Origin of the sequence: Telmatospirillum siberiense, from assembly GCF_002845745.1 — a bacterium.
Lineage (GTDB): Bacteria > Pseudomonadota > Alphaproteobacteria > Rhodospirillales > Magnetospirillaceae > Telmatospirillum > Telmatospirillum siberiense.
In genome coordinates this window covers 23,326-48,385 of record NZ_PIUM01000039.1, presented here as the reverse complement: position 1 = coordinate 48,385, position 25,060 = coordinate 23,326, and the positions used below count along the sequence as shown (strand labels likewise).

The 25,060-nt window shown below is 61.5% G+C and carries 23 protein-coding genes and 1 riboswitch; of the genes, 15 read left to right on the top strand and 8 right to left on the bottom strand.

The window, feature by feature from the left end:
- Positions 1-12 precede the first annotated feature (12 nt).
- From lspA to CWS72_RS23805, 4 genes are all read right to left on the bottom strand, one after another.
- Positions 13-558 carry a signal peptidase II gene (gene lspA, locus CWS72_RS23820; protein WP_101253154.1) on the bottom strand — a complete coding sequence of 182 codons (546 nt, stop codon included), beginning with the start codon at positions 556-558 and terminating at the stop codon, positions 13-15.
- A complete protein-coding gene (ileS, locus tag CWS72_RS23815) occupies positions 558-3,419 on the bottom strand; it encodes an isoleucine--tRNA ligase (RefSeq protein ID WP_101253153.1) in 2,862 nt (953 codons plus the stop codon). The genes lspA and ileS overlap by 1 nt, the downstream gene beginning before the upstream one ends.
- A gap of 11 nt (positions 3,420-3,430) precedes the next feature.
- Positions 3,431-4,381 (bottom strand): bifunctional riboflavin kinase/FAD synthetase, encoded by a 951-nt coding sequence (locus CWS72_RS23810; protein WP_101253152.1) that lies wholly within the window; start codon positions 4,379-4,381, stop codon positions 3,431-3,433.
- Between the two features lie 298 nt (positions 4,382-4,679).
- Positions 4,680-5,105, bottom strand: a complete 426-nt coding sequence (locus tag CWS72_RS23805) for a MaoC family dehydratase (protein ID WP_101253151.1) — start codon at positions 5,103-5,105, stop codon at positions 4,680-4,682.
- Positions 5,106-5,404: 299 nt separating this feature from the next.
- Between CWS72_RS23805 and CWS72_RS23800 the strand changes: the two genes are divergently transcribed.
- The 7 genes from CWS72_RS23800 (at position 5,405) to CWS72_RS27955 (ending at position 10,792) form a co-directional block, all read left to right on the top strand.
- Positions 5,405-5,695 carry a hypothetical protein gene (locus tag CWS72_RS23800; protein ID WP_146002853.1) on the top strand — a complete coding sequence of 97 codons (291 nt, stop codon included), beginning with the start codon at positions 5,405-5,407 and terminating at the stop codon, positions 5,693-5,695.
- A gap of 53 nt (positions 5,696-5,748) precedes the next feature.
- On the top strand, positions 5,749-6,210 hold the full coding sequence (locus tag CWS72_RS23795; RefSeq protein ID WP_101253149.1) for an acyl-CoA thioesterase: 462 nt from the start codon (positions 5,749-5,751) through the stop codon (positions 6,208-6,210).
- Positions 6,211-6,331: 121 nt separating this feature from the next.
- A riboswitch (FMN riboswitch) is annotated at positions 6,332-6,488 on the top strand.
- A 154-nt stretch (positions 6,489-6,642) separates the two neighbouring features.
- Positions 6,643-7,296, top strand: a complete 654-nt coding sequence (ribB, locus tag CWS72_RS23790) for a 3,4-dihydroxy-2-butanone-4-phosphate synthase (RefSeq protein WP_101253148.1) — start codon at positions 6,643-6,645, stop codon at positions 7,294-7,296.
- Between the two features lie 130 nt (positions 7,297-7,426).
- The gene (locus CWS72_RS23785; protein WP_101253147.1) at positions 7,427-8,398 is read left to right on the top strand and encodes a transglycosylase SLT domain-containing protein; all 972 of its coding nucleotides are present in this window, start codon (positions 7,427-7,429) and stop codon (positions 8,396-8,398) included.
- Between the two features lie 139 nt (positions 8,399-8,537).
- Entirely contained in the window at positions 8,538-8,774 is a 237-nt protein-coding gene (locus tag CWS72_RS23780) for a DUF1178 family protein (RefSeq protein ID WP_101253146.1), read from the top strand.
- Between the two features lie 177 nt (positions 8,775-8,951).
- Positions 8,952-10,052, top strand: coding sequence for a hypothetical protein (locus tag CWS72_RS23775; RefSeq protein WP_101253145.1), 1,101 nt, complete (start codon positions 8,952-8,954; stop codon positions 10,050-10,052).
- A 347-nt stretch (positions 10,053-10,399) separates the two neighbouring features.
- A complete protein-coding gene (locus tag CWS72_RS27955) occupies positions 10,400-10,792 on the top strand; it encodes a hypothetical protein (RefSeq protein ID WP_158240800.1) in 393 nt (130 codons plus the stop codon).
- A 3-nt stretch (positions 10,793-10,795) separates the two neighbouring features.
- Here CWS72_RS27955 and CWS72_RS23770 read toward each other — a convergent pair whose 3' ends face one another.
- Complete coding sequence (locus CWS72_RS23770) at positions 10,796-12,796, bottom strand: protein meaA (RefSeq protein ID WP_101253144.1); 2,001 nt, start codon at positions 12,794-12,796, stop codon at positions 10,796-10,798.
- Positions 12,797-13,044: 248 nt separating this feature from the next.
- On the opposite strand from CWS72_RS23770, the gene ccrA reads away from it, so the two are divergent.
- The gene (gene ccrA, locus CWS72_RS23765) at positions 13,045-14,331 is read left to right on the top strand and encodes a crotonyl-CoA carboxylase/reductase (RefSeq protein ID WP_101253143.1); all 1,287 of its coding nucleotides are present in this window, start codon (positions 13,045-13,047) and stop codon (positions 14,329-14,331) included.
- A gap of 49 nt (positions 14,332-14,380) precedes the next feature.
- Positions 14,381-16,057, top strand: a complete 1,677-nt coding sequence (locus CWS72_RS23760) for an acyl-CoA dehydrogenase family protein (RefSeq protein ID WP_101253142.1) — start codon at positions 14,381-14,383, stop codon at positions 16,055-16,057.
- 26 nt (positions 16,058-16,083) lie between these two features.
- Here CWS72_RS23760 and lptG read toward each other — a convergent pair whose 3' ends face one another.
- Positions 16,084-17,190, bottom strand: coding sequence for an LPS export ABC transporter permease LptG (gene lptG, locus CWS72_RS23755; RefSeq protein ID WP_101253141.1), 1,107 nt, complete (start codon positions 17,188-17,190; stop codon positions 16,084-16,086).
- A 97-nt stretch (positions 17,191-17,287) separates the two neighbouring features.
- Here lptG and CWS72_RS23750 point away from each other — a divergent pair, with 97 nt between their 5' ends.
- The 5 genes from CWS72_RS23750 (at position 17,288) to CWS72_RS23730 (ending at position 22,646) form a co-directional block, all read left to right on the top strand.
- Positions 17,288-17,854: a cob(I)yrinic acid a,c-diamide adenosyltransferase gene (locus CWS72_RS23750; RefSeq protein ID WP_101253140.1), complete on the top strand. Its 567-nt coding sequence runs from the start codon at positions 17,288-17,290 to the stop codon at positions 17,852-17,854.
- A gap of 149 nt (positions 17,855-18,003) precedes the next feature.
- The gene (locus CWS72_RS23745; RefSeq protein ID WP_101253139.1) at positions 18,004-18,753 is read left to right on the top strand and encodes an electron transfer flavoprotein subunit beta/FixA family protein; all 750 of its coding nucleotides are present in this window, start codon (positions 18,004-18,006) and stop codon (positions 18,751-18,753) included.
- Between the two features lie 2 nt (positions 18,754-18,755).
- Complete coding sequence (locus CWS72_RS23740) at positions 18,756-19,691, top strand: electron transfer flavoprotein subunit alpha/FixB family protein (protein ID WP_101253138.1); 936 nt, start codon at positions 18,756-18,758, stop codon at positions 19,689-19,691.
- Positions 19,688-20,602, top strand: a complete 915-nt coding sequence (locus CWS72_RS23735) for a 3-hydroxybutyryl-CoA dehydrogenase (protein ID WP_274540619.1) — start codon at positions 19,688-19,690, stop codon at positions 20,600-20,602. Before CWS72_RS23740 ends, CWS72_RS23735 begins: the two co-directional genes overlap by 4 nt.
- 418 nt (positions 20,603-21,020) lie before the next feature.
- Positions 21,021-22,646 carry an ArnT family glycosyltransferase gene (locus tag CWS72_RS23730; RefSeq protein ID WP_101253137.1) on the top strand — a complete coding sequence of 542 codons (1,626 nt, stop codon included), beginning with the start codon at positions 21,021-21,023 and terminating at the stop codon, positions 22,644-22,646.
- A 96-nt stretch (positions 22,647-22,742) separates the two neighbouring features.
- Here CWS72_RS23730 and CWS72_RS27540 read toward each other — a convergent pair whose 3' ends face one another.
- On the bottom strand, positions 22,743-22,967 hold the full coding sequence (locus tag CWS72_RS27540; RefSeq protein WP_146002851.1) for a hypothetical protein: 225 nt from the start codon (positions 22,965-22,967) through the stop codon (positions 22,743-22,745).
- On the opposite strand from CWS72_RS27540, the gene CWS72_RS23725 reads away from it, so the two are divergent.
- Positions 22,954-24,495, top strand: coding sequence for a hypothetical protein (locus tag CWS72_RS23725; protein ID WP_101253136.1), 1,542 nt, complete (start codon positions 22,954-22,956; stop codon positions 24,493-24,495). The genes CWS72_RS27540 and CWS72_RS23725 overlap by 14 nt on opposite strands.
- A 3-nt stretch (positions 24,496-24,498) precedes the next feature.
- Here the strand turns inward: CWS72_RS23725 and CWS72_RS23720 are convergent, their stop codons facing one another.
- Positions 24,499-25,059, bottom strand: a complete 561-nt coding sequence (locus tag CWS72_RS23720) for a TlpA family protein disulfide reductase (RefSeq protein WP_101253135.1) — start codon at positions 25,057-25,059, stop codon at positions 24,499-24,501.
- Position 25,060 lies beyond the last annotated feature (1 nt).

Here is a 25,060-nt window from a genome sequence, read left to right as displayed (position 1 = left end):
GGCATCCTGAGGTCATTGCGTATTCATATTCGAATCCCGTTTCGCAAACAAGGAGTCGAACACCAAGAATCCAGCACCGATGCAAACCGCCGAATCAGCAACATTGAAAACCGGCCACCAATCGAACGCGCCGATATGCACATACAAGAAATCGACCACCGCGCCGAAACGCAAACGGTCGATCACATTGCCGACCGCCCCGCCGACGATCAGCCCAAGCGAGGCAAGGATCAAGGGATTGGCGGTCTTGGCCATCCAGGCAACCAGAAAACCGCCGATGAGCACCGCCAGAGCGGTAAAAATCAGCACGTTGTAATGGCCACCGTCATTGCCCATGCCGAAGCTGACGCCGCGGTTCCAGGTCAGGACGAAATCGAGGATGGGCAATGCCTCGATCCGCAAGGGCGATGAAAACGGGGTTCCCGAGACACCCTCCGGACGGAAGAGGTCGAGAATGGTCCATTTGCTGGCCTGGTCGAGAATCGCCGTGAACAGCGCGACGGCCAGCCCGAAAACGAGACTGCCGCGCGCCGGGGTGATTCGGGCCGCCTCGCTCATCAGCCCCGGCCCCCTTTCGCGACGACGTCGGCGCAACGGCCGCACAGGCCTTCGTGCCCCGCGTGCGTGCCGACGTCGGGCAGCACTTTCCAGCATCGCTGGCATTTCTCGCCCTCGGCGGTCCGGAAAACCACGCCGATTCCCGGCACGTCCGGCAAAGCGAAGGCCGAGGATGGAATGTCCCCGCGTTCGAGAACGATCTTCGACGTAATGGCGATCTCGGCCAGATCGAGACCGTCGAGATCGATCTCATAGTCGGGCGCCAACACCACCTGCGGCGCCGCCTGCAGACTGGAACCGATACGCTTGGCGCCACGTTCGATCTCAAGCGCCCCGGTGACGACTCGGCGCAGATCGCGGATCTTCGCCCATCGCCGGGCCAAGGCGTCATCGCGCCAGCTTTCCGGAACATCGAAGAAGGGTTCGAGATGGATGCTGCCCGGGCTCCCCGGATTGCGGGCCAGATAGGCTTCTTCCGCGGTGAAGCAGAGGAAGGGAGCCAGCCAGCGGGTCAGGCAGGTGAACAGCAGATCCATCACCGTCCGCGTGGCGCGCCGGCGCAGATCCGCCGAATGGTCGCAGTAGAGCGAATCCTTGCGGATATCGAAATAGAAGGCCGACAGGTCGACCGCGCAGAAATTGTGCAGCTCGGCGAACAGATTATGGAACTGGAAATCCTTGCAGGCCTGCCTGACCAGCCCATCCATTTCGGACAACCGGTGCAGCACCCACCGCTCGAGCGGCGGCATCCGGGCTGGATCGAGGCGCTCGGATTCGCTGAATCCGTCCAGGGCGCCCAGGAGATAGCGGAGCGTGTTGCGCAGGCGGCGATAGATGTCGACCTGCGTCTTGATGATCTCCGGACCGATCCGCAAATCCTCGGAATAGTCGGACCCGATCACCCAGAGACGTAGAATGTCGGCACCGAACTGAGCCACCACCTCCTGCGGCGAGACCACATTGCCCAAAGACTTGGACATCTTGCGGCCTTCCTCGTCGAGCACGAAACCGTGGGTGAGCACAGCGTCGTAAGGTGCCCGGCCCCGTGTCCCGCAGCTTTCCAGCAGCGACGAATGGAACCAGCCGCGATGCTGGTCCGAGCCTTCCAGATAGAGAGACGCCGGCCAGGGCAGACCCCAGCCGCCGTTTTCCAGCACGAATGCGTGCGTGCAGCCGGAATCGAACCAGACGTCGAGAATGTCACCGACCTGCTCCCAATCCTCGGACTTGTAGTCGTTGCCCAGGAAGCGCTCCGGCGGCGAGGTGAACCAGGCATCAGCCCCTTCCGCCTCGACGGCGGCGGCGATCCGGTCGATGACCGCCTGATCGCGCATGACCTCGCCGGTGGTCTTGTGAACAAAGACGGTGATCGGCACGCCCCAGGCGCGCTGACGCGACACGCACCAGTCGGGTCGGTTCTCCACCATCGAATAGATACGGTTGCGTCCCTGGGCCGGCACCCAGCGGGTCTCGTCGATGGCCGCCAGCGCCTTGGCCCGAAGATCGTTGGTCTGCATGCTGATGAACCACTGCGGCGTGGTCCGGAAGATCAGCGGCGCCTTCGACCGCCAGGAATGGGGATAGCTGTGCTTGACCTTGCCGTGATGCAGCAGGGCGCCGACCGCCTTCATCGCCTCGATCACCGGCTTGGCGACGGGCGAGTAATATTCCCCCTTCTTGCCGGCCGCCAGGACCGATTGGCCGGCGAACAGCGGAACCGACGGATAATAGGTGCCGTCCGGCATGACGATATCGGGAACGGCGATGCCGTGGGCTTGGCCCAGACGCCAGTCGTCCTCGCCGTGGCCCGGCGCGATATGGACGAAGCCGGTGCCGGTATCGTTGGTGACGAAATCGCCGGGCAGCAGGGGCACCGGGAAGGCATAACCGCCGGCGGCCTCGGGATGCGTCTTCCAGGGATGGGACAGCACGGTGCCGGCCAGGGCGCTGCCGGGCAGGCTCGCCACCACGCTGAACGCGGTCACCTTGGCATCCGTCATCACCTGGGAAGCCAGATCCTCGCTTAAGACCAGGCGTTCGCCCGGCACGGCCAGGCTGCCCTCGGCCACCGCATCGATCCGATAGACGTGATAGGTCATGGACGGACCGAAGGCGACGGCGCGGTTACCCGGCATGGTCCAGGGCGTGGTGGTCCAGATGACGACCGAAGCCCCCTCCAATTCGGGACGGCTGGCCTCGATCACCGGGAAGCGCACCCAGATGGTGACAGAGCTATGATCGTGATACTCGACCTCGGCCTCGGCCAGGGCCGTCTTCTCGACGACCGACCACATCACCGGCTTTGCGCCCTTGTAGAGGCCACCGTTCATCACGAACTTGCCCAGTTCGCGGACGATCTGCGCCTCGGCGGCGAAAGCCATGGTGGTATAGGGCCGATCCCAGTCGCCCTCCAGACCCAGCCGCTGGAATTCCGCCTTCTGGACCTCGATCCAATGGGCCGCGAACTCCCGGCATTCCTTGCGGAACTCGATGGGATCGACGGCATCCTTGTCGAGACCGGCCTCGCGGTATTTTTCCTCGATCTTCCATTCGATGGGCAGGCCGTGGCAATCCCAGCCCGGAACGTAATGGGCGTCCTTGCCGAGCATCTGCTGGCAACGGTTGATCACGTCCTTCAAAATCTTATTGAGGGCGTGGCCGATATGCAGGTGACCGTTGGCGTAGGGCGGACCATCGTGCAGGACGAACTTCTCGCGGCCCGCCGACTGACGCCGCAGCTTGTCGAACAGTCCGATTTCCTTCCAGCGGGCAAGCAGCCTCGGTTCGAGGTCCGGCAGGCCGGCCTTCATCGGGAAATCGGTCTTGGGCAAAAAGACGGTGGTCTTGTAATCCATGGTCATGGTCTTGCTCGTTATCGGGCGCCGTTCACCGCCAACAACTGGCGGGCGGCTTGGCAATCTTCCTCGATTTGCGTCTTCAGCGCCTCGAGATCGGAAAACTTCCGCTCGGGGCGCAGATAATCCACCAGGCCGACGCGGAGATGACGACCATAAAGGTCGCCATCGAAGTCGAACAGATGAACTTCGAGAAGAACGTCCCGGTCGTCGAATGTGGGTCTCTTGCCGAAATTCGCCACGCCCGGCCGCCATTCGGTGGCGCCGCCGCGGTCGATTCCGGCCATCACGGCATAAACGCCGGCCGCCGGATGAAGATATTCGGCCAATTCGATATTGGCGGTCGGGAAACCGATCGTCCGCCCACGCTTGTCGCCGTGTTCGACACGTCCTTCGATTTCCCAGTTCCGCCCGAGAAGGCGGGCGGCGTCGCGTGGACGCCCGGAAACCAGCGCCTCGCGGATCCGCGTCGAGGAATAGACGAAACCATCCTCGGCAAGGGCGGGATCGATACAGGTGACACCGAAACCGCAACGGTCGGCCATGGCGCGCAGCAGATCGACATTGCCGGCGCGGCCCCGTCCGAAAACGTAATCGTAGCCGACCACGACATGCACGACGCCCAGTCCCGCCATCAGAACCTGAAGGACGAAATCCTCCGCCGTGTGGGCGGCGAACTCGCGGTCGAAACGCTGCATCAGCAGAAAATCGGGCCCCAGGGATTCGATCAGTCGCGACTTGGTGCGAAACGGCGTCAGGCGGAAGGTCGCCGCGCCCGGATTGAACACTTCGCGCGGATGCGGCTCGAAGCTCATCACGCCGCCGGCGATCCCTTTCGCAGCGGCCAACGACCGCGCCGTGCCGATGACTTTCTGATGGCCAAGATGCACGCCGTCGAAATTGCCAAGCGCGACCACGCCACCGCGCAGCACGGCCGGGAATTCCACGTAATGGCGAAGGATACGCATGAAGCTCTGGTTTTCCTCGGTCCCAAAAGAACGGTAAGGGGTATTCGATAACGCCCGGAGAAGCAACCGTGTCTTATACATGGCCCTCAGGCGCCGGGCCCGGACGCGGGCAAGACGCCCGCTCCGGTTTATAATTTTGTCCCTCAGGCGCCGGGCGGGCGCATCCGCGCCCTTGGGCTTACGCGCGAACGCTCGCGCGGGGCCTCAACGGCCCAGTCGCGGGCGATGCCCGCTCCGACTTATATGGCCCTCAGGCGCCGGGCGCCTGAGGGCCATGTGACAAACCGTCCCGCAGTCTTCAACCGCGCGAAGGCACCATCAAAGTGGCATCGCCATCGATCACGATGGTCGAACCGACGCTGACCGTCGTCTTGAAGCTGGCGCGTTTCTTTTCGGGCAAAAGCTCGATCAGCTCGACCTTGGCGATGGCGGTATCGCCGATCTTCACCGGCGCCTTGAATTTCAGATTCTGCGAAATATAGATGCACCCCGGCCCCGGCAGCTTGGTTCCGAAAACCGTGGAGATCAGGCCCGCCGACAGCATGCCGTGGGCGATGCGCCCCTTGAACATGGTCTGGCTGGCATATTCTTCGTTCAAATGGACGGGATTGGTATCGCCCGAAATTCCGGCGAAAAGGACGATGTCCGCTTCGGTGATGGTCTTGCCGAAAATCGCGGTTTGACCGACCGCCAGATCCTCGAAGAAATAGCCGTGCAACGTCATGGCGCCCCTCCTCCGTTGTTTATCAAGGCCTCGCTCGGCCATGCTGCACCGCCGAAGCGGGAGGCGGAGTATAACCTCGGGGTTGATATAAAAAAAGCCGATAGCCCCGGGGCAATCGGCTAAACGCGCGCGAGTTGCTCTTTTCGAGAATGGTTCTCGCCGCGTTGGCGCGTGAGGGACAAAAATTAAAACAGGGCAGGCGGGTTCGCCGATTGCCCTGCGATAGCCCCTTCCCGAACGCCCCACTTGCCGTATGGTCATCGACTATGGCGAAATGCCCACCCCACCTCATGGAGTTCATGACCATGCGCCGCTTCCCGCCATTCCTGCTGAGCCTGCCGATCCTCGCCGGATGCGCCGGATCTCCAGGCTGGGTCAATCCGGCCCTGCCGCAGCAGCGCTGGGATGCGGACCTTGCCGTCTGCCGGCACGAAGCCGAGGATAGCCTGGGTCCCAGCGCCTATGTCGAACCCGGCACCGAACGGACCAGCAATCCGATGCAGATGGTCGACCAGGCTCGAAACGCCAAACGATATGACGCGCTGATCGGGGCCTGCATGACCGACAAGGGATATCATCGCGCCAAATAACCCGCCGGGAACGGCCGGCCGAGCTCTTCCAAGCGATCATCAGGAAAATGGCAATGCCCCGGATCTTCACCCATCGTTTTAGCGTTCCCGAAGAGGCGATCGACGAACTGGGACACGTCAACAATCTGAAGTACCTGGGCTGGATGCAGGATGTCGCGATCGCCCATTCCTCCGCCCAGGGCTGGCCGCTCGAACGCTATGTCGAAATCGGCCAAAGCTGGGTGGTGAAGTCGCATTTTATCAAATATGTCCGGCCGGCCTTCGCCGGTGAGACGATCACCCTCTATACCTGGATCGCCGGATTCAGCCCCCGCAGCTCACCGCGCAAATATTTGTTCTGGCGGGCCGCCGACCGCCAGGTTCTGGCCGAGGCGGAAACCATGTGGGTCTTCGTCGACCTGAAGAGCGGCCATCCCCGTCACCTGCCCGAACCGGTGCGGTCCGCCTTCGAAATCGTCGAGGACCCCGGGGAAATATTACGGTTGGCTCATGCCGAGGGGCACGCCGGGGAATAGAACCAGGCCCGCGAAGTTATCCATATTTTTTTTATTACTTTGGGAGCTTCCGCTTGACGCCCGCCGCCCAAGGGGATCAAATTTCCCTTGCCCCTCGGATTTCCGGGGGACAACGAGCAATGCTTGTTCTCAGGGCAGGGTGTGATTCCCGACCGGCGGTAATCCTTGGAATCCCAGGGGAAGCCCGCGAGCGCTCTACCGTCTGCAAGGCGGTGAGGTCAGCAGATCCGGTGAGAAACCGGAGCCGACGGTTAAAGTCCGGATGAAAGAGGATAAGCCGACGCGCGATCCTTAAGGAGAGAGGGTGATGCCCCTTTCCCGATGGTGCGTCTGCACCCGGCCTCCGCCATGCTTTCCGCGTGGCTGCCGGGAGAATGTCTTTAGGTTGCCCTGGTTCAGGCTCATCTCGAAATTTTTTAAGAGTTGAGAACCATGAATCAGATATCGAACGAATTAAGCCCCTTGTCCCGCTTCGGCACGCCGGCCGAACGCGTGGCCCGTGCCGTGGCCCAGATCAGAAATGGCGGCGGCGTCGTCGTGGTCGATGACGAGGACCGCGAAAACGAAGGCGACATCATCTATTCGGCGGAAACCATTACTCCGGCTCAGATGGCCCTGCTCATTCGGGAATGCTCGGGCATCGTCTGCCTGGTCCTGACCGACGAACGCCTCAAGGCGCTCGATCTGCCGCCGATGGTCGATACCAACACCTCCGCCTTCGGCACCGCCTTCACCGTCACCATCGAGGCCAAGGAGGGCGTTACCACCGGCGTCTCGGCGGCTGACCGCGTTACCACCATCCGCGCCGCCATCGCCGATAAAAACGGTCCGGAAGCTTTGGCCCGCCCGGGCCACGTCTTTCCCTTGCGGGCACATCCGGACGGCGTCATGGCCCGCCGCGGACATACCGAAGCGACCATCGAGCTGATGCTGCTGGCCGGCCGCAAACCGGCAGGCGTTCTTTGCGAAGTGACGAATCCGGATGGGACCATGGCCCGCCTTCCGCAGCTCGCCGAGTTCGCCCGCCTCCATCGGATGCCGATGGTCAGCATCGAAGACCTCGTCACCAACAAGACGAGCGTTTGAAGGCCGCCTCCCCGGAAAACCGCCGTTCCGTCGCGCCCGGCGGTTTCCCGGGCCTGCATGATCATTTCGTTTTCGATTCCTTAAGACTTCGGTCTTTACAGTAATGGGTTCGTGGTTTGGAGGCAGCGGGATGAAGCGCATGGATGATCCGACCGCCGTCCAGCTGGCGGCAAAACCGGCGGCGAAACGGGTTCTGCCGAATATCCAGGCCGCCAGCCGCAATACCGGCGTCAGTTTCGGCTATTTGATGGCCCAGGCCGGCAAGGAAAGCGCCTTCGAGACGGAAGCCGGATCCCGGGCCTCCTCGGCGGCGGGACTGTTTCAATTCACCCGCAACACCTGGCTGCATCTGATCAAGACCCACGGCTCCGATCACGGCTTGGCCGATCTGGCCGATCAGATTCAACGCACCCCCAAGGGCGATTACGTCATCCATGATGCCGAGGCCCGCCAGAAAATTCTCGATTTGCGCCGAGATCCCCAGATTTCCGCCTTGATGGCCGGCGAATATGCCAAGGACAACAAATCCCTGCTCGAGAAGAAATTAGGCCGCACGGTCGATTCGACCGATCTTTACATGGCCCATTTCCTCGGTCCCGGCGGAGCCGCCAAGGTTCTGAAGGCCAAGGACCAGGACCCGACCCAGACCGCGGCGGATCTGCTGCCGCAGGCGGCCCGCAAAAATCCGTCGGTCTTCTACGATTCCAATCACTCGGCGCGAAGCGTCGCCGCCGTCTACGACCGCGTCCACCACTCCATCGACCGGCCGATGCAGGTTTACGCCAAGATCGACCCCGATGGGCAGACCACCGGAATCGGCGATGGCAAGGGTGGGGAACGGCTGCAAGGAAAAAAGACGAGAAGCCCGGATCAACCCTGGCCGTTCGAAACGGGACAATGGCCCCCCGCACCTATTCCGACCGGACAGGAATCGGCCAAGGCCGAGACGAGGAAGGCAGCCGAACCCGAACAGCAGGTCGCCTATACCGAGGTCTCGCAAAGCGCCGACCAGATTTCCGCCCCGATGCCGCCCGTCACCGGCGCCACTCTCAGCCAGGCGGCGACTCCCTTGGGAAAGTTGCTGAAGAGCCTGTTCGGCTGACGGGACGCGAGGAACAACGAACAGGCCCGATGCTCAACGGCGACGTTGATTTCCATCACCCGGACTGGTTAGAAGTGACCTTAAATCCGGAGGACGTCGTCCGCGGAACGCCCCGAGTGAGCCCGAGTGGAGTACTTTGATGATTCTTTATAGAGTCCAGTGCAGTCATGACCACGTCTTCGACGAATGGTTTTCCAATTCGTCCGACTACGACGCCAAGGCCGCGGCCCACGAGATTTCCTGTCCCGAATGCGGCGACCGGCAGGTAAGCAAGACGATCATGGCTCCATCCGTGGGCAAAAGCGCCTCGGCCGAACCGCCGCAATGCCCCGTCGGCGGTTGTCAGGGTGGCTGTGCTTTCGCCAACAATTTTTAAACTAGGAAGACCCAAGTCGGATAGTTATATCGCGCCCTCATTGTGAAGACATTGACACGCTTTTGGTGAGGCAGAAAATTCACCAGAGCTGTTAGAATTCGTTTTGTTATAAACGCTATTGACCGGGCACGATATTGGGGGGATTTTGTCCCCGTTGCAGATTCGGAATACTACGCAATGGCATTACCTCAGCTCCCTCCTCCGATCGACATCACGAACGAAACAAAGCGTGGCGTCATCGACGGCTTGAAAAAGGTCATCGAAATTTTCCAGGCCAAAGGCATCCTGGAGAAGAGTATCGGGTATCAGAATGTCATCCACGATCCGAAAATTCTGTACGATTTTATTCAGACCTATAAGGCCAATGCCGAACTGGTGAGCAAGATCGTCGTCGGCAAGAACGGCGGTCCGGTCGAAGATCCCGATACCCCGCTTGTCTGCAACATCAGCCTGGCGCAGGTACAACAACTGTTGATCAAGACTTGTGCGCGCTTTTTCCTGGAAAGAGACACCCGCGAAGAGGAATTGACGGTTACCGAAACGGTAACCAAGACCCGCTTTCTGTTCTTCAAGACGACGGAACAGGTCGAGCGCAAGACCGGTGGCGGGTTCGATGAGCGCAAGGTTCGCGAGATCGCGCGCTACATGGCCTTCGACTGGCAACTGCCGCTCCTGACCGCATACGCCCAGCTCAATTCCGCTCAATTGCTGGAACTGGGCGAGGACATCGTCGCCCTCCAGACGGCCGAGGCCATTCTGGAATTCTCCAAATTCGACCAGCCGACCATCAAGAAGGCGAAAAGCACGGCCGGGGGAGATTTCACCAGCATCCTGGCGACCCGCCCCGGAGCCATCGGGGGCGTCGCCACCTGGTCGAAGGACATGTATGGCTTCTATCGTCAGGCATTGGGCGACAACGCCTTCGAGTTCTTCTGTCGCGACAAGGCCTTCTACATGGTTTGCGCCTCCCTGGAGAAGCCGATGGCCCGCATCTATGGCGATGTTCTGTGCTATATCGCCGCGGAAAACCTCGAAGAAATGCAGCGCCTGAACATCGACAAGGCCGACGTGCTGATCGCTGCCATGAAGTTCGCCTTCGGTGACAACATACGCGCCGTCCTGTCGCGTCCGGCCTTCGCCAAGGATATTCTGCGCAAGCTTGTCGAAAGCCTGTTGCATGTCACTCAGGAGAAGAGCCAGCTGGCGATTTCCGCGCAAATCACCTGCAAGGCCATCGCTCCCCAGGTTCTGACCTGGCTTTCCAAACAGGACGCTTAGGGCCTGTCGCGAAATTATCGCTCCAACCCCTAAGATTCCATATGACGCCTACGCTCCGCTTAAGGCGGGCTCAAACGCCGCTCGGGCTTAGGGGCCGTTGATTCGATAATTTATCAACGCCCCCTTAAGAGCCTTTTCCCGCTCCGGGGCTCTTCCGCCGTCGGTCACGTCGCAACGCCGAATGCCACTCGACGTTGCGGTTCTGTTGATGCTGCCATCTATCGCGCTATCTAGCATATAATGATCACCAGTTCGGCGAATGTGCCGAATCGGTAATACCGGCTAGGCTTGGAGTGTGATTTCCCGAGATGTTTCTGCAATTCTGGAAAGGCCGAGGATCATCCAAGGTGCTGCCAAAGGCGCCCGTCGACATTGAATGGCAGCGCGACGAACGCGGATATTACTATCGTCTGCTGCGCCTCCGTCCTGCCGAGGCGGGATTGACGGGAGTGGGCGGCGTTTACGTGTTATGGACCCGCGGCATTCACCCCAAATGGATTTACGTGGGAGCGACCGACAATCTCGGCGCCGCCATCGGGCAAGCCCGCGACACTCAGGAAATCCTGGCTTTCGAGGGCCGCAGCAGCGTTTATGTGACCTGGTCGCCGATCAGGCCCGAATATCGCGACGGGGTCGCCCTTCATCTGCGCAACACGCTGACGCCGGAGCTGGGCCAGGTCTTCCCGACCGACCATCTCAAGGCAAACGAAACGGCGATCGCCGTCCTTCCTCCCGGTTGATGTTTAGGCCTGACGGCCAACCAGATCAACGATGTCGCCCATGATGGCCGTCAGGTCGTAATCCTTGGGCGTATAGATGCGGGCGCATCCTGCGTCGAGCAGGCACCGTTCGTCCTCGGGCGGAATGATGCCTCCGGCGATTACCGGAACATCTCCCAACCCCGCCGCCCGCATCCGGTCCAGCACCTCGCCCACCAGGGATACATGGGAACCGGACAGAATCGAAAGTCCGACCACATGCACGCCCTCCTCCAAGGCGGCGTTGACGATTTGCGCCGGAGTAAGGCGTATGCCCTCATAGACCACTTCCATGCCGGCGTCCCTCGCCCGGACGGCGATCTGCTCGGCGCCGTTCGAATGACCATCGAGACCGGGCTTGCCGACAAGCATCTTGATCCGTCTGCCCAGACGATCGCTCACCGCCTCGACCTTGCCGCGCACCTCCTGCAACTTCTCCCCCGCCGCCTGGGCCGCGGCCCGCCCGACTCCGGTCGGAGCCCGATATTCGCCGAAGATGCGCCGAAGGCAGGCCGCCCATTCTCCCCCCGTTACCCCGGCATGGGCACAGGCGATCGACGCCTCCATGACGTTCTCCCCCTCCCTCGCCACGCGATCCAACTTTTCCAGGGCGAGCGTCACCGCCTGGCCGTCACGGGCAGCCCGCCATTCCTGAAGACGCCCGATTTGTTCGGCCTCGGCCCCCGGATCGACGGTGACGACCGCGCCGTCGGCGACCGCAAGAGGGCTGGGCTCCCCATCCCGGAAACGGTTCACCCCCACCACGGCCAGTTCGCCGGACTCGATCGCCGCCAGCCGCCGACTGTTGGCTTCGACCAAACGTTGTTTCATATAACTGGATTCGACGGCGGCAACCGCGCCGCCCATGGCGTCGAGCCGAGCCAGCTCCTCGGTCGCCTGACGCTTCAAGGACGTGACCTTGCGGGCGATTTCCGGCGAACCGTCGAAAATATCACCGAACTCCAACAGATCCGTTTCATAGGCGACGATCTGCTGAAGCCGGAGCGACCATTGCTGATCCCAGGGTCTTGGCAATCCGAGCGCCTCGTTCCAGGCCGGAAGTTGCACAGCCCGCGCCCGCGCCTTCTTCGACAGCACGACGGAGAGCATTTCCAGAAGAATTCGATAGACGTTGTTTTCCGGCTGCTGCTCGGTCAGGCCCAGTGAATTGACCTGAACGCCATAGCGGAAACGGCGCATCTTCTCATCGATGACGCCGTAGCGCTGCAGACAGATTTCATCCCACAGTTCGACAAACGCCCGCATCTTGCAAAGTTCGGTGACGAACCGGATACCGGCATTGACGAAAAAGCTGATGCGCCCGACCACTTGGCCGAACTCGTCCGGCGGAACCTGACCGGAGGCCTTGACCCTGTCCAGGATGGCGATGGCCGTGGCCAGGGCGTAGGCCAGTTCCTGTTCGGGGGTCGCCCCGGCCTCCTGCAGATGGTAGGAACAGACGTTCATCGGATTCCATTGCGGAATTTCCCGATAGGCGAAGGTGATGACGTCGGTGGACAGACGCAACGACGGTTCCGGCGGAAAGATGTAGGTTCCGCGGGACAGATATTCCTTGATGATGTCGTTCTGCGTCGTTCCCGCCAGCGAACGCCGGGATACCCCTTGCCGCTCGGCGGTCGCTACATAAAGAGCCAGCAGCCAGGCCGCCGGCGCATTGATGGTCATCGACGTATTCATCTTCTCGAGCGGGATGCCCTCGAACAGAGCCATCATGTCGCCCAGATGGCAGATCGGTACGCCGACCTTGCCCACCTCGCCCCTGGCCAGGGGATGATCGGAATCGTAGCCGGTTTGCGTCGGCAGGTCGAAAGCCACGGAAAGGCCGGTCTGGCCACGGGCCAGATTGGTCCGATAAAGACGATTGCTCTCGACCGCCGAGGAATGTCCGGAATATGTCCGGAACAGCCAGGGTTTTTCGCGCTCAGCGCCCTCAGATCGCGCAAAAGTAGTATCGCCATCCGTCATCCCGGCATCTCCCTCTCAGTGGTTTCTTGCCTCTGAATTCAATTACTTAGCTTAATTTAGTCTAAAATTTCTCATTAACACTCATATACGCAAGAAACTATCATTTTGTGCATTGCAAAAAAAGAGGCAAAACGATAAGAATCGATATTAGAAAAATCTGAATGCCACCGAGCATTCCAACCAAGACGTTCGTCCAGGGGATTGGGAGCAGGGCCGTCGCGCCCGGCTGGAAAGGGAGAACAAGGACAATGAACGATGCGGTGCGGGCGCTGGCCCCTCAGGCGAATCAGGCGGTCAAGGATCTTTACGAAATCGGCGAAATCCCGCCGCTCGGTCATGTTCCAGCGAAAATGTACGCCTGGGCCATCCGGCGCGAACGCCACGGCCAGCCGAATGTGGCCATGCAATGCGAAGTGGTCGATACGCCGGAGGTCGATTCCCACGACGTCCTGGTCATGGTGATGGCGGCCGGTGTCAATTACAACGGCGTCTGGGCCGCGCTGGGCAAGCCGATCTCTCCGTTCGATTACCACAAGGCGCCCTATCACATCGCCGGTTCGGACGCGGCCGGCATCGTCTGGAAGGTGGGATCCAAGGTCAACCGCTGGAAGGTTGGCGACGAGGTCGTGGTGCACTGCAACCAGACCGACGGCGACGACGAGGAGTGCAATGGCGGCGATCCGATGTTCTCGCCCAGCCAACGCATCTGGGGTTACGAGACCCCGGACGGTTCCTTCGCGCAGTTCACCCGCGTCCAGGCCCAGCAGGTGATGGCCCGGCCGCGCCACCTGACCTGGGAGGAGTCGGGCTGTTACGTCCTGACCCTGGCCACCGCCTACCGCATGCTGTTCGGGCATCGCCCGCATATCCTGCGGCCGGGACAAAATGTCCTGGTCTGGGGAGCCTCGGGCGGCTTGGGGTCAATGGCCATCCAGCTCATTGCCGTGTCGGGAGCCAACGCCATCGGCGTCATCTCCGAAGAGGACAAGCGCGATTTCGTGATGTCGCTGGGAGCCAAGGGCGTGATCAACCGGCGGAATTTCGATTGCTGGGGACAGTTGCCCGACATCGACGGCGATCCCAAGGCCTTCAGCGATTACATGAAGAAAGTCCGGGAATTCGGCAAAGCCATCTGGGACATCACCGGCAAGGGCACCGACGTCGACTTCGTCTTCGAACATCCCGGAGAAGCGACCTTCCCGGTTTCCTGCAACGTGGTGAAACGGGGCGGCATGGTGGTCTTCTGCGCCGGGACCACCGGCTACAATCTGACCTTCGACGCCCGCTTCGTCTGGATGCGCCAGAAGCGCATCCAGGGCAGCCATTTCGCCAATCTCCTGCAGTCGGCGCAAGCCAATCAGCTGGTCATCGAGCGGCGCATCGACCCCTGCATGTCGGAAATCTTCCCCTGGGAGGAGATCCCCGCCGCGCATATGAAGATGCTGGCCAACAAACATAAGCCGGGCAATATGGCGGTCCTGATTCAGGCCAAGAAGCCGGGACGGCGAACGCTGGAGGAGTGCATCGAGGGATGAGGACGAGGAAACCCCGTCCAGCCCCTTGCCAACGCCCCAGGAGAAGCCCATGACCGACATCCGCCCGCACGACGACGGCCGCCTCGCCGATCTTCTGCCGCTTTGTTCCGAAGCCCTTCGCGACTTGCGTCCCCTGCTTTCGCGCGTCCGCCAGGGCGTATCGGCCCTGACGCTCCGGGACGGCGCCATCGATCCCGGAGCGCTGGAAACGCATCAGTTCGCCGCCCATGGCTTCGCATGGCTCGCGACTTATGCCGAGGCTCTGACGCAACTGCTTCATTGGGCGGAACGCCTGGGAGAGGCGCACCGGCTGGGAGAGTTGGAGCAGCTCATTCTGCAAGCCGCCTTCGGCGAATATCTCAACCAGATCTTCGGCGGCATCCCGATGAGCCAGATGGAGTTTGTCCGCCTGGGTGACTTCGGTCTCGACGATGCCGATGCCGCCACTTTCGAGACACCCGCCATCGCCCGCCTGCGCCGGTGGGGCAATAGCGATACCGTCCGTCGGAAAATCGCCCAATCGGTCGCGGAAGGACCGGATTTCGGTAACCCCGGCCTGGAAGACGAGACCCTGGACATGATCCGGGAACAGTTCCGGCGTTTCACCGAAGAGCAGGTGGTCCCTCACGCGCAAGGCTGGCATCTGAAGGACGAATTGATCCCCATGACGGTGATCGATGCGATGTCGGAACTGGGCGTATTCGGCCTGACGATCCCCGAGGAATATGGCGGATTGGGCATGGGCAAAACGGCGATGTGCGTGGTGACCGAGGAACTGTCCCGGGGGTCCCTCGCCGTCGGTTCGTTGGGCACGCGTTCGGAAATTGCGGCGGAGTTGATCCGGCTGGGCGGCACGGAAGCGCAGAAGCAGGACTATTTGCCGAAACTGGCGTCGGGCGAAATTCTGCCGACCGCCGTCTTCACCGAACCCAACACCGGGTCCGATCTCGGTTCTCTGAAAACCAGGGCGGTCCGGCAGGACGGCGCCTTCCGGGTGACCGGCGCGAAAACCTGGATCACCCACGCCGCCCGCTCGGACCTGATGACGCTTCTGGTGCGGACCCTTCCCGAAAGCCGGGATTGGCGGGGATTGTCCATGCTGCTGGCCGGGAAGCCGCGCGGTACCGATGACGTCCCCTTTCCGGCCGACGGCATGACCGGCAGCGAAATCCGGGTACTCGGCTATCGCGGCATGAAGGAATACGAGTTGGGCTTCGACGGCTTCCGCGTACCCGAGGCCAATCTGCTCGGCGGTGTCGAGGGCCAGGGCTTCAAGCAGTTGATGGCCACCTTCGAATCGGCGCGGATCCAGACGGCGGCGCGCGCCGTCGGCGTGGCCCAAAGCGCCCTGGAGACGGGCCTGCGCTATGCCGGCGAACGCATCCAGTTCGGCAAGCCGCTGTCGGCCTTTCCCCGGGTCTATGGCAAGATCGCCTGGATGGTGGTGGAAACGATGCTGGCCCGCCAGTTGTCCTATTTCGCCGCCCGGGAAAAAGATGGCGAGCGGCGCTGCGACATCGAGGCGGGCATGGCCAAGCTTCTAGCCGCCCGCGTCGCCTGGGCGAATGCCGATAACGCCCTGCAAATTCATGGCGGCAACGGTTATGCCGAGGAATATCCGATCAGCCGGATCCTTTGCGACGCCCGCGTGCTCAACATTTTCGAAGGCGCCGCCGAGATTCAGGCCCAGGTGATCGCCCGCGGCCTGCTGGGAGGCCGGAATTGACGACGGCGGCCCGCCACCGCGGGATATCAGCCGTCTTCCAGGTGAAAAAGGGCGGCGAGGCCGACCAGACCGGTGACCATCGGCGGCGTCCAGGCCGACATGATCACCGGCAACGTGGCCGACAGTCCCAGGGCGTAGACGACCTTCGAGAAGAAATAGAAAACGAATCCGGACACGACGCCGCCGATCAGGCGGACGAGAAGACCGCCCGAACGCAGATCCGGCTTCAGCGAGAAGACCGCCGCCACCAGCACCATCGCCACCAGCAGCAGGGGCGAGGACAACAGCGTCTGAAAGTAAAGCTTCTGACGGTTGGCCGAAAAGCCGGCGCTTTCAAAAAAGTTGATGAACCCCGGCAGTTCCCAGAAGGAAATGGTCTCCGGCGAGGCGAAGTTGTCTTGAATCTTGGCGAGCGTGAGCTGGGTCGCCAGATCGTAGGAGGGAACGAACTCGACGGGACGGCCGGGACGCAGAATACGGGCACTGGTCAGATGGAAGAAGCCCTTGTCGAGCTGCCCGAGAGTGGCCTCGATGCCATAGAGGAAATGTTCGTTGGAGTCGGCCACATAGACGCTGACCTCGCGCAGACGCAGGTCATATCCTTCCTGCCGCACCGCATTGGCATGCACCACCACTTGCTCGTCGCCGTGCAGCTCGCGCAGCCAAAGGCCGCTTTCCCCAACCACCAGCGGACTGCCGCCGCCACGCATCAGCATCTGGTCCTGCAGCCGCTCGTAACGTTTATAAAGCGTCGCCGCCAGGGGATTGAAAGCCGCCACGTTGAATACGCCGATGGCCATCACCACGATCATGACCGGCGCCAGGATTTCCCATGCCGAAATGCCGACCGAACGGGTCACCACCAGCTCACGGCTGCGCGTCATCGTCCAGAAGGCCGTCATGGCGCCGATCATCACTGCAAACGGCAGAATCAACTGCACCATCTGCGGCAACTTGAACAACGCCATTTCGAAAATGATGGAAAAGCCGATCTCGGCATGGGTGCTCGTCCGCCGCATCAGCTCGATGATGTCGAACAAAAGGATCAGCCCCATGATCACGCCCAGCGCCCCGAGAAACGCCATGAGGAAATGGCGGCCGATATAGAAGCTGAGAATGGGTGAGAACCGCATGAAACCCTGTCTGCTTGTTGCGAGCGATTATAGCCATTCACCCGTCAGGCGCTATAACATGTCTCGAAGACACCGCCTGACGAAGGAAAGATCGACCATGGTGCGACTAACACGCATCTATACCCGGAGCGGCGACGAGGGCAAGACATCCCTCGGCGACGGACGCCGGGTCGTTAAACATGACCTGCGGGTCGAAGCCTACGGAACGGTCGATGAAGCCAATGCTATCATCGGTTTGGCCCGACTCCATACCGGCGGCGCCCCCGATGCCGACGCCGTGCTTCTGCGCATCCAAAACGATCTCTTCGATCTGGGCGCCGATCTCTGCGTCCCCGAAAATCCCGGCTCCCGGCCCGCTTTGCGCATCATCCAGACGCAGATCGATCGACTGGAACGGGAAATCGACGCGATGAACGAGATGTTGGCCCCCTTGTCCAGTTTCATTCTGCCCGGCGGCACGCCCGCCGCCGCCCATCTGCATTTCGCACGCACCATCGTGAGAAGGGCCGAGCGGCTGATCTGCCAATTGGCGGAGAGCGAACCGGTCAATCCCTTGACGATTGCCTATGTCAATCGGCTGAGCGACCATCTTTTCGTCTTCGCCCGACATCTCAATAAGGACCGGGAACGGGACTTTCTATGGGTTCCTGGCGAAACTCGGTAAACTTCTGACGACGAGGGGCGCCGGTTGACAACAAAATGCCGCCGCCCTAGGGTGCAGTGCAATAGGTTAGAGATGAGATAATTGCCCTTATTGTAACTTAAACCAAAGGAGCCGCCCGCAAGGCTTGCTCAAACTGACGAAGAGGTCCCATGAAGGTTCTGGTGGCTGTCAAACGTGTGGTTGATTACAACGTCAAAATCCGCGTCAAAGCGGACGGAACCGGCGTTGATACCGGCAACGTTAAATTTACCATGAACCCCTTCGACGAAACCGCCGTCGAGGAGGCTGTTCGGTTGAAGGAGGCCGGGAAGGCCACCGAAATCGTCGTCGTGTCGATGGGGCCGCAACAGGCCCAGGACACCATCCGCACGGCTCTCGCCATGGGCGCCGACCGCGGCATCCTGGTGGGCAGCGACACGGAATTGCAGCCGCTGGCCGTGGCCAAGCTCCTGAAGGCCATCGTCGCCAAGGAGCAGCCCGCGCTGATCATCGTCGGCAAACAGGCGATCGATGACGATTCCAATCAGACGGGCCAGATGCTTGCCGCCCTTCTGGGCTGGCCGCAGGGCACCTTCGCGTCGAAACTGGCCATCGATGGGGAAAGGGCCGAGGTCACCCGCGAAATCGATGGCGGTCTGGAAACGATCGCGCTTGCGCTGCCGGCGGTCGTCACCGTCGATTTGCGCCTCAACGAACCGCGCTACGCTTCGCTCCCCAACATCATGAAAGCGAAGAAGAAGCCGATCGACGCGCTGACCCCGTCCGACCTCGGTGTCGACGTCACCCCCCGCCTGATCACCCTCAAGGTCGAGGAGCCCTCGCGCCGCAAGGCCGGCGTCAAGGTGGCGAACGTCGCCGAACTGGTCAGCAAACTGAAGAATGAAGCGAAGGTGATTTGACAATGAGCGTCCTCGTCATTGCCGAACATGACAATGCCGTCCTGAAGACGGCGACCCTCAACACCGTCTCGGCCGCGCGCCAGCTGGGCGGCGACATCCATGTGCTGGTGGCCGGCCACAACGCCCGCCCGGTGGCCGACGCCGCCGCCAAAATCGACGGCGTCGCCAAAGTGCTGTTCGCCGACGATGCCATCTACGAGCATGACCTCGCCGAGCCGTTGTCGCTGCTGATCACCGCCGTCGGCAAGGGCTATCAGGCGATCCTGTCGCCGGCCACCGCCGGCGGAAAGAACGTGATGCCGCGCGTGGCGGCATTGCTCGACGTGGCCCAGGTCTCCGACATCTGCGCCATCGTCTCCCCCGACACCTTCGTCCGTCCGATCTATGCCGGCAACGCCCTGGCCACCGTGCAGAGCAAGGACGCGCTCAAGGTCATCACCGTGCGCGCCACCTCCTTCGAGGCGGCGAAGGCCGAGGGCGGGCAAGCCTCCGTCGAGGCGATCGCGGCGGGGGAGAACCCCGGCCGGGCGACCTTCGTCGGCCAGCAGATCTCGAAATCCGAACGCCCGGAACTGACCGCGGCGCAGATCATCGTCTCGGGTGGCCGCGGCATGGGGTCGCTGGAGAACTTCAAACTTTTGGAAACGCTGGCCGACAAATTGGGCGGCGCCGTCGGGGCGACGCGAGCCGCGGTCGACGCCGGTTTCGTTCCCAACGATCTTCAAATCGGCCAAACCGGCAAGATCGTCGCTCCCGAACTCTATATCGCCGTCGCCATTTCGGGAGCCATCCAGCATCTGGCCGGAATGAAGGACAGCAAGATCATCGTCGCCATCAACAAGGACGAGGAGGCCCCGATCTTTCAGGTGGCCGATTACGGCCTCGTCGCCGACCTGTTTCAAGCTTTGCCTGAACTCGCAACGGAGTTGAGCAAGTGACATCACAACCCAATCTGCCCCGGCAAGGGGATTCCAGCGCGATCCGAACCATTGGTGTCATCGGTGCCGGGCAGATGGGCAACGGTGTCGCACATGTTTGCGCGGTCTCGGGATTTTCGGTCAAGCTGGTCGATATTTCCGAAGAAGCCCTGGCCAGGGGGATCGCCACCATCGGTAAAAATCTCGACCGGCAGGTCAGCAAGGGGAAGATTTCCGCCGATGACAAGGCGGCCGCCATGGCGCGGATCGAAACCGGCACCGAATACGGTCTTTTCGCCGACTGCGATCTGGTCATCGAGGCCGCGACGGAAAACGAGGCGGTCAAAAAGCAGGTTCTGGCGAAACTTTGTCCGGTGTTGAAGCCCGACGCCTACATCGCCTCAAACACCTCCTCGATCTCGATCACCCGCCTCGGGGCCGCCACCGACCGCCCGGCCCGGTTCATGGGAATGCACTTCATGAACCCGGTGCCGGTGATGGCTCTGGTCGAATTGATCCGCGGCATCGCCACCGCCGAGGAAACCTTCGCCACCATCAAGAATCTGGTCGCCCGGATGGGCAAGACCTCGGTCAGCGCCGAGGATTTTCCCGCTTTCATCGTCAATCGCGTCCTGCTGCCGATGATCAACGAGGCGGTCTATACCCTTTACGAGGGGGTTGGATCGGTGGAATGCATCGACAACGCCATGCGATTGGGCGCCAACCATCCGATGGGGCCGCTCGAATTGGCCGATTTCATCGGCCTCGACGTCTGTCTGTCAGTCATGCAGGTGCTGCACGAGGGCTTGGCCGACAGCAAATACCGCCCCTGTCCGCTGCTGGTGAAATATGTGGAAGCCGGCTGGTTGGGCCGGAAAACCAACCGCGGCTTCTACGACTATTCGGGCGAGACCCCGATTCCCACCCGCTAAGAGTCTGTGGACATTCGGCAATTGGCCGGATGTCCTTCGCGGTTCCGGTGCGTTCCGGCTTTTGATGAACCACCAAGGCACCAAGACACCAAGGTGGCGGAGTGGCCACCGGCATTTTCCCGTCCCGTCATCGGCTGTCGACCGAACGCCTGCGGCGCGGATTGGCCGCCGCCGATTGATCCGAAAGACGCCTTGGTGACTTGGTGTCTTGGTGGTTCAAAATATCCGGGGTTTCCTTTCATGCCATCGGGGAACCAGAGGCAACGGGAGAAGCCCCCCTTTTCAAGGGGGGCATGGCCGTCTGGATATCCACGCGCCCCAAGCATGGGCGCACAAACACGGGAAACATTTCGGGTAACGGGGATCTGTGGTAACAAACGCCCGGATCTCCGCCGGAATCGCTTGAAGGACCCCATTCGTGCTACGGCTTACCAGTGGCTTGCGCCCTTATTTCCTGTTGATTGTTCTGTCCCTCGCCGTCTTCCTGCCCGGTCTCGCTTCGGTGCCGCCGATCGATCGCGACGAATCCCGCTTCGCCCAGGCCTCCCATCAGATGCTGGAAAGCGGCGACTATATCCGGATCCAGTTCCAGGACGAATCGCGGGCGAAAAAACCCGTCGGCATCTATTGGATGCAGGCGGCCAGCGCCCGCCTGCTGGGAGCGGAGCACTCCATCTGGGCCTATCGCCTGCCATCGGTCATTGGCGCCATGATGGCGGTCCTGCTGACCTTCGCCTTCGGCCAGAGCCTGGTCGGACGCCCCGCCGCCCTGATCGGGGCGGCCCTGCTGGCCGCCTCCTTCATGCTGGTCTCCGAGGCCCATCAGGCCAAGACCGACGCCGTCCTTCTGGCCTGCACCGTCGCCGCGCAAGGTGCCCTGGCCCGGTTCTACATGGCCGGCAATGGCGCGGCCAAACGTCCCGGACAGGGGTCCATCCTCATCTTTTGGCTGGCCCAGGGCCTGGGGATTCTGATCAAGGGCCCGATGGTGCCCCTGGTCAGCCTGCTCACCCTGGCTACGCTGTGGATCGCCGACAGGCGAATCGGATGGATCCGGGGAATCCGTCCCTTGGCCGGATTCCTGCTGGTGGCGGCCATGGTCGGCCCATGGGTTGCCGCCATCAGTTCGGCGACTGGCGGCCAATTCGTCGGCCAGGCGGTCAAGAGCGATCTTCTGCCCAAATTGCTGGGCGCCCAGGAAAGCCATGGAGCGCCGCCCGGCTATTATCTTCTGTTGATGACCGCCACACTGTGGCCGGCTTCGCTGTTCGCCGTGCCGGGATTCGTCCGTGCCGTCAAATCCCGCCAGGCCGCCGCCCTGCGCTTCTGCCTGGCTTGGATCGTTCCCGCCTGGATCGTCTTCGAAGCGGTTCCGACCAAACTTCCCCATTACGTTCTGCCCACCTACCCCGCGCTCGCCCTGCTTGCCGGCATCGCCGTGGCCGCCGGGGACGGTGTTCTGCAAAGCCGTTGGGCGAAAATTTATTACGGCGTCTGTTGCCTGGTCGGCCTCGCCCTCGCCGCCCTGTTCGTCTATGCGCCGATCCGCCTAGGGAGCGGGTTGACCTGGCTTTCGGCACCGCCCGCTCTCGCCGCCCTGGCGGGGGGGCTGGCGCCGGCGATCCTCGCCTGGCGTGGCCGGATCAAAGCCGCCGTTCCGGTTTGTCTGATCGGAGCCGCCCTCACCTATGGATTGGCCTTTCAGACCTTGCTGCCGAAGCTCGATCAAATGTGGGTGAGCCAGCGCGTCGCCGCCCTCCTACCCCCCGGAACTCCGGCAGCCGCGGCGGGTTTTCACGAACCAAGCCTGGTGTTCCTGCTGGGAACCCCAACCCGCCTGACCACTGGGACCGGGGCGGGTGATTTTCTGTTGACCACGCCCGACGCCGTGGCGGTGGTCGCCTCGCCGGACGAAGCGCCGTTCCTTGCCACCATCGAGGCCGCCGGACGGCACGCCCATCTGGTCGGCGAGGTCGACGGCTTCAATTATTCGCGGGGCCGGCCGGTCAACCTCAAGGTCTGGGACCTGATGGGCAAACCGTGACGGACGTCCGGAAAGCCACGCGGAACATTTACATAAAATTAAATTATTCGACAGGAAACAAGCCGTCAGCCAGATATATTCCATCTGACGGCAGAATCATGCCCAAAGCGGCATTAAGCAATTATTGATATATTTTTCAACATTATCGGTTAGCACTGGGAAATTATGGTGGTGACTGAGAGCTTCCAGAATCAGAACTCCGCAACCATCGGACGAATATTCCAAACGGAAGCCAACCCGGCCTAATATATAAATGAATTCTCCGTCGACAAGCGCTGCATCCGGGTTGCCACCTTCCGCACAGGCGATGAATCGGCGCATCGCCAAACTTCTCATGCGCTTCGGCATCAACGGCGAGAAAATTCTCGCCGAAGCGGCGGCGGAAGTCACCGAAACCCGCGAATTACTGGCCAATCCCGCGCTGGTTGACGACCATGGCCTGATCCGGCTGCATAGCATCGGCATGATGGATGCGATCCTGGAGCTGGCCACCGGTGGAAAACCGGCCATCACCTTGCCCAACAATCCCCAGGACAGCCTGCAGGCCATCGCCTTGTTCCTGCGCCTCAACCACACCCGCGAATTCTTCTGGCGGGAAAAGGACACGCCATCGGCCTGGTCGACCCGCATCATCGACGCCCTGTTCAACAGCCTGGCCAAGAAACGGCTGTTCAGCCAGACCGACATCCTGGCCCTTGACCGGTTCAGCCGGAATCCGTTGTGGCTGGGTCTGTTCGGCTACATCCTCGAACTCTTCCTGAAAGCCATCGCCGACGAGAAGCGGATAGCCCTTCTCGATCGCGCCACCTCGCAAGCCGCCGTGCAGGCCTTCCGCTCGTCGTCGCAGACACGCCAAGCCCGTCTGCCGAAGGTCAAATACGGCAACCCCATCGCCAGCTTCAAGGATATCGCCGAATATGCCATCGGCGAATATCTGGAGGGCCTCGACGTCAACGAGGCCCTGGCCAGGACCCTGGTACAGGCGCAACTCGGCCTGGGTGAGAAAGGCGGGAACGAGCGTTTCGAAGCCTTTCTGCGCGACAACAGGATCGATCCCGACACCTTTCCCACCACGGTGGCCGTTCTTTATGAGCGCGTTCAAAGTCAGGTCCGCTTCCAGGAAAGCGAAGGCGAAGTGGCCGCCGTCTGCTTCGCCTATGCCGCCGAAATGAAACAAACGGGGCGGATCGAAAAAGTTTTCGCCAATTTCGCCGACGCCATTTTCCCGGTCGCGGCGAAGTGCCGCCGGCATTTCGTCTTCGGAGGGATTTCCGCCAAGGACGGCGCCACCGTCATCGCCCGCTGGGCCGGCCGGTCCTTCTTTCTCGCCGAACTGCGCAAGGGCGGGATGCAAAAGCTGGTCACGCAGCTCGTCCCGCAATTGAGTTCCGAGGAACGGCGCGCCCTGATGGCCTTCCGTGACGGCCGCACCGAGGCGCAGGCTCTCAATCCCGGCGATGTCGAACGCTATGTCCGGGCACGGTGCAAAATGCTCACTCTCTCGGCGCAGCAGGCCAAGATCACCCGCGTCGAACAGTTGATCCATCAGCAAATCAACGGCGCCGAGCAGTTCATCCAGCGGCCCGGCCAGGAAGCATTGCAGGACATGACCTATGGCGTGGATGTCTTTTTCCGTGCCCTGCGCACGGTCATGGAGGACATCTGCACGGGAACCGGCGCCCTGCTGCGCGAGCAGATGAAGGTCCTGCACGAATTTCAGCGGCGCTACGGCCCGCTGTCGACAGTGGCGCTCCTCTACCCGATCCAGCCCGGCATGCGGGCCGAACAATGGCTGCAAAACGCCCGGGCGGCCCTGCGCCAGGTCGACAACGAGTTCTTCGAAGCCTGATTTCTACTCGTCGAAGAGCTCACGCAGGCGCGACGTCATCATGGCCCCGTCCCATTCCACGGGGCCTTCCACCTTGAGGACCTGCCGGTTCTGCTTGTCGATGACGAGGGTGGTCGGAATCCCGCGAATCGCGGCTCCCAGGGCGGCGCCGGTGTTGATATCGGCGAAAGGCCTTAAATAGTTCAATTTTTGACGGGACAGGAATGATTTGGCCAATGGAACACCGCCCTGATCCTCGGCGATGGTGACGACGGCCACATCCTGACGGAAATTTCCCTGCAGGCGATCCAGGTAGACCATCTGCTTGATACAGGGTCCGCAGGTCGTCGTATAGAAATTGAGCACCACCACCTTTCCCTGGAACTGGCGCAGATGAACCGGCATGTTGCTGGCGTCGGCGAAGATCAAATCGGGAAGTTGCTTACGGGTGGCCGTTCCATCATTGCTTTCCGAGGCGACGGGAACGATGTAGGTTAGGCCCGGTTCGCCGCCGATGGCGGGAGAGACGAGAACCGCGAAGGCCGTTGCCAGACCGACGACTGTGGTGACGAGAAGACGAACCATT

Coding starts and splice junctions, on each gene's coding strand:
- lspA (WP_101253154.1), bottom strand. CDS start 558: ATGAGCGAGGCGGCCCGAATCACCCCGGCGCGCGGCAGTCTCGTTTTC.
- ileS (WP_101253153.1), bottom strand. CDS start 3,419: ATGACCATGGATTACAAGACCACCGTCTTTTTGCCCAAGACCGATTTC.
- CWS72_RS23810 (WP_101253152.1), bottom strand. CDS start 4,381: ATGCGTATCCTTCGCCATTACGTGGAATTCCCGGCCGTGCTGCGCGGT.
- CWS72_RS23805 (WP_101253151.1), bottom strand. CDS start 5,105: ATGACGTTGCACGGCTATTTCTTCGAGGATCTGGCGGTCGGTCAAACC.
- CWS72_RS23800 (WP_146002853.1), top strand. CDS start 5,405: ATGACCATGCGCCGCTTCCCGCCATTCCTGCTGAGCCTGCCGATCCTC.
- CWS72_RS23795 (WP_101253149.1), top strand. CDS start 5,749: ATGCCCCGGATCTTCACCCATCGTTTTAGCGTTCCCGAAGAGGCGATC.
- ribB (WP_101253148.1), top strand. CDS start 6,643: ATGAATCAGATATCGAACGAATTAAGCCCCTTGTCCCGCTTCGGCACG.
- CWS72_RS23785 (WP_101253147.1), top strand. CDS start 7,427: ATGAAGCGCATGGATGATCCGACCGCCGTCCAGCTGGCGGCAAAACCG.
- CWS72_RS23780 (WP_101253146.1), top strand. CDS start 8,538: ATGATTCTTTATAGAGTCCAGTGCAGTCATGACCACGTCTTCGACGAA.
- CWS72_RS23775 (WP_101253145.1), top strand. CDS start 8,952: ATGGCATTACCTCAGCTCCCTCCTCCGATCGACATCACGAACGAAACA.
- CWS72_RS23770 (WP_101253144.1), bottom strand. CDS start 12,796: ATGACGGATGGCGATACTACTTTTGCGCGATCTGAGGGCGCTGAGCGC.
- ccrA (WP_101253143.1), top strand. CDS start 13,045: ATGAACGATGCGGTGCGGGCGCTGGCCCCTCAGGCGAATCAGGCGGTC.
- CWS72_RS23760 (WP_101253142.1), top strand. CDS start 14,381: ATGACCGACATCCGCCCGCACGACGACGGCCGCCTCGCCGATCTTCTG.
- lptG (WP_101253141.1), bottom strand. CDS start 17,190: ATGCGGTTCTCACCCATTCTCAGCTTCTATATCGGCCGCCATTTCCTC.
- CWS72_RS23750 (WP_101253140.1), top strand. CDS start 17,288: ATGGTGCGACTAACACGCATCTATACCCGGAGCGGCGACGAGGGCAAG.
- CWS72_RS23745 (WP_101253139.1), top strand. CDS start 18,004: ATGAAGGTTCTGGTGGCTGTCAAACGTGTGGTTGATTACAACGTCAAA.
- CWS72_RS23740 (WP_101253138.1), top strand. CDS start 18,756: ATGAGCGTCCTCGTCATTGCCGAACATGACAATGCCGTCCTGAAGACG.
- CWS72_RS23725 (WP_101253136.1), top strand. CDS start 22,954: ATGAATCGGCGCATCGCCAAACTTCTCATGCGCTTCGGCATCAACGGC.
- CWS72_RS27540 (WP_146002851.1), bottom strand. CDS start 22,967: ATGCGCCGATTCATCGCCTGTGCGGAAGGTGGCAACCCGGATGCAGCG.
- CWS72_RS23720 (WP_101253135.1), bottom strand. CDS start 25,059: ATGGTTCGTCTTCTCGTCACCACAGTCGTCGGTCTGGCAACGGCCTTC.